Annotated in this window: 3 protein-coding genes and 1 pseudogene; all 4 read right to left on the bottom strand. The window is 58.3% G+C overall.

Annotated elements, in window-relative coordinates; genetic code table 11:
- Positions 1-75: 75 nt before the first annotated feature.
- Positions 76-1,278: pseudogene (locus ACTH5D_RS17675) on the bottom strand (molybdopterin molybdotransferase MoeA).
- Positions 1,271-1,789 (bottom strand): molybdenum cofactor biosynthesis protein B, encoded by a 519-nt coding sequence (moaB, locus tag ACTH5D_RS17670; protein WP_441673514.1) that lies wholly within the window; start codon positions 1,787-1,789, stop codon positions 1,271-1,273. The pseudogene ACTH5D_RS17675 and the gene moaB overlap by 8 nt, the downstream one beginning before the upstream one ends.
- 4 nt (positions 1,790-1,793) lie before the next feature.
- Complete coding sequence (locus ACTH5D_RS17665) at positions 1,794-2,120, bottom strand: DUF1244 domain-containing protein (protein ID WP_441673516.1); 327 nt, start codon at positions 2,118-2,120, stop codon at positions 1,794-1,796.
- Between the two features lie 88 nt (positions 2,121-2,208).
- Positions 2,209-3,312, bottom strand: a complete 1,104-nt coding sequence (locus ACTH5D_RS17660; protein WP_441673512.1) for a formate dehydrogenase subunit gamma — start codon at positions 3,310-3,312, stop codon at positions 2,209-2,211.
- Positions 3,313-3,359 lie beyond the last annotated feature (47 nt).

Raw genomic sequence — 3,359 nt, 5'->3', positions numbered from 1 at the left:
TCGCGAAGACGTTGGCCGCATCACCAAAGACTCCTCCTGCTTTGTGCCCCACGCGATTGTTTAGCTGGTGCATTTTTACCCCTTCAGCCATAAACAGCGAATCATATCGCCCTCGGCGATCGTGCTATTGGGTGGAATCACCGCGAAGGCGTCGGCGTTGATACACGACGAAAGCACCCCCGAGTTCTGATCGTCAAAGGCCGTCGCCATCACGCCGTTTGCCGTAAATTGCAGCGTCACGCGCATCTAGTGTTCACGCGGCCCGGTAGTGGTGGCAAACCCAGCGCTGGCGGTAATGTTCGGCAACTCTCTCAGTATTGGGCAACCAAGCATCGCGCCCAGCAGAGGGCGTAAAAACAGCCAAGCGCCGACAAATCCCGAAACCGGGTTACCCGGCAGGCCAACAAAACGTGCTTGGCTCCCATTACCGCGAGGCAAGCGACCGAGTGCTAACGGCTTACCGGGACGAATCGCCAGCTTCCACATATCAAGCTGACCAATCGCTTCTAGCGCAGCTTTAACATGATCCTCTTCGCCGACGCTAACGCCGCCAGTGGTGACCACCAAGTCTGCCTCAGCGACCTCGGTTAACAAAGCAACAGTGCGCTCGTAATTATCCGGCACGCTCACCGTGCTCACCACCTCGGCCCCAAAGTTCTCTAACAGGCGTTTCAACATGGGCCGGTTAGAGTTATAGAGCTGCCCCGGCCTCAGCGGCGTGCCGGGGTCGATAATTTCATCACCGGTCGACAGCAAAGCCACCCGAGGGCGGCGCCGTACGCTAACCTGAGTAACCCCTTGCCCGGCCAAATGGCCTAGCGCGGCGGCTTCCAGACGCTCACCGGCATTAAGCAGCACGCTGCCTTGACGCACGTCACGGCCTCGGCGGCGAACGTTGTCACCGCTGGGGATATCGGCAGGTATCAAGGCGCGCTCGCCATCAACGTCAACACGCTCCTGCATGACAACACAGTCGGCCCCTGGAGGAATTTCACCGCCGGTAAAGATACGCGCGCAGTTGCCCCGGGCCAGCGTTTGGGCTGGCGTTCCTGCGGCAATACGCTGGCTAACGGGTAGCCACTTTCCGGCATCGTCGGCATGCAGTGCATAGCCATCCATCGAGCTGTTATCGAACGGCGGCACGTCGAACTGCGCGGTCACTACGTCGGCAAGCACGCGCCCGGCGGCGGCTTCCAGCGAGACACGTTCGATCGCGACGGGGCGAACGTCGGCTAGCAGCGCGGTAAGCGCGGCATCTATCGGCTGCAAATCAGCCATGTTGACCTCGGCCTGGAATAACGAGATTAGCGAAGTTACAGGGCTTATGGCGGCTATCCAGCTGTTCAGCCAGAATGCCGTCCCAGCCGGTGCGGCAGGCGCCGGTCGAGCCGGGTAAACAAAACACTACCGTCGCGTTTGCCAGACCGCCTAAGCAGCGGCTTTGGATAGTGGAGCTGCCAATTTCATCACCGCTGAGCTGGCGAAAGCGCTCGCCAAAGCCTTCAATACGCTTGTCCAAGAGGACTGAGATGGCTTCCGGAGTTGAATCGCGGCCGGTAAAGCCGGTGCCGCCGGTCGTGATCACCACCTGCACGTCGGCACTGGCGATCCACTCTGAGACCACCGCACGAATACGGTAGACATCGTCTGGCACAATGCGCTTTTCTGCCAGAGTATGCCCTGCGCTGGTTAGGCGCTCAACGAGCGATTGTCCGCTACGATCCGTGTCTTCCGTTCGGGTATCCGAGACGGTGAGTACGGCTATGTTCAAGGGCACCATGGATTCCATTCGCCTACTCCTGGCTATCTTTCTTGGCTTGACGCGCATCAAGTGCGGCCAGCTGTTCCGGGGTCGCCTTTGCCTGATGGTGCTCTTTCCACTCACTGTAGGACATGCCGTAGACGTACTCGCGCGCGGCCTCCAGCTCCAGCGATTCGCCGCGCTCATCGGCGGCGCTCACCATCCATTTGGAGAGACAGTTACGGCAGAAGTCCGCCAGAATCATCAGGTCGATGTTCTGCACATCCTTGTTGTCGTCCAGGTGGCGCAGTAGGCGGCGAAAGGCGGCTGCTTCAAGTTCGGTACGGGTGGCCTGATCAAGTTCGTTAAACGCTGACATTGCCGTTCCTCTCGTTAAAAGTGGCGTAAGGTGCAGCATAACAAAAGACACCGCCAAATGGCGGTGCCTCAGATACTGCGCATGCTTCTCAGCTGGTTCGCGTTGCCGAGGGTTCGCCGCTATCCCCAGACGACTTACGCGCCGCGATCTCTTGCTCCGAAACCGTTTGATCCTTGACCTCTTCGTACCACAGGCTGTGGTGCTCCTTGGCCCAGGTTTCATCCACGTAGCCCGTGGTCATACCTTCTAACGCGCCTTCCGTACCCAGCGTGCCGATATAGATATGCCCCAAGGAAACCGCAGTTAGCCCCAGCGCACCCACTGCGTGGATAATGTTCGCCCACTGCATGGTGTCGCGCCCCTGATTGAAGTTGGGGAAATCGAGCACAAAGCCACTGGCTATCACCAGCACACCAACGCTGGCTAACAGCCAGTACCAAGCCTTCTCGCCGCCGTTAGCAAAGCCTGCTTCTACATGCTGTTTACCAATCATGCCGCCACCCTTTTTGAACCATACCCAGTCGTGCTTTTTAGGAATGTTCTCTTTAATCAGGCTAACCAGCATGATCACCAGCAATATGCCGAAAATAGGCCCTAAATAGTTATGCAGCACTTTCGAGGCTGCGATCATCCACGCCCAGAAGGCATCGCCAAACAGCGTGCGGAAAACAAACTTACCGAGTAGCAAGTTCAAACCGGTCAGCGCAAGGGTGATAAACAGCGTGGCGACCGTCCAGTGCAGCGCGCGCATCACCAGCGACCAGCGCAGCAGTTTGCGCCCGGTGCGCGGAGCCTCCAGGTGCTTGCGCCCAACAATCAGGTAGAACAGCGTAATCAACGCGGCCGTACCGCCTATCGCGATCATCCCAAACGGTGAGACCCAGCGATTGCGAATCTGCCGCCAAGTTTCACCACTGGCATTGATCAGGCTGTAGTTGCTGTCGTAACGCGAATCGCGGTAATTGGGCCCGGTTTCACCGCTGCGCACCTGACGCCACTGATCGGCGGTAATGCCTGGAGCGGCGGTGGTCATTTCACGATCAGGATCCGCCTGCGCTACTGCTACCTGCGTAAAACCAAGGCTAAGTAGCAGCGCAAGTGCCACCAGCATAAAGCGCCACATGCCCAGGGCGATGAGCCTTTTATCTGAGCGCGACACCTTGCTGGGAGCCTGTGCAGTCAACTGGTTCATGACACGCCTCCTTACCCTTTATGGGCAGCATCATAGGCTAGGTTGTC

It is taken from the genome of Halomonas sp., assembly GCF_052095695.1.
GTDB lineage: Bacteria > Pseudomonadota > Gammaproteobacteria > Pseudomonadales > Halomonadaceae > Vreelandella.
Note: the sequence above shows the minus strand (reverse complement) of the source record. Positions and strands in the feature narration are given on the sequence as shown.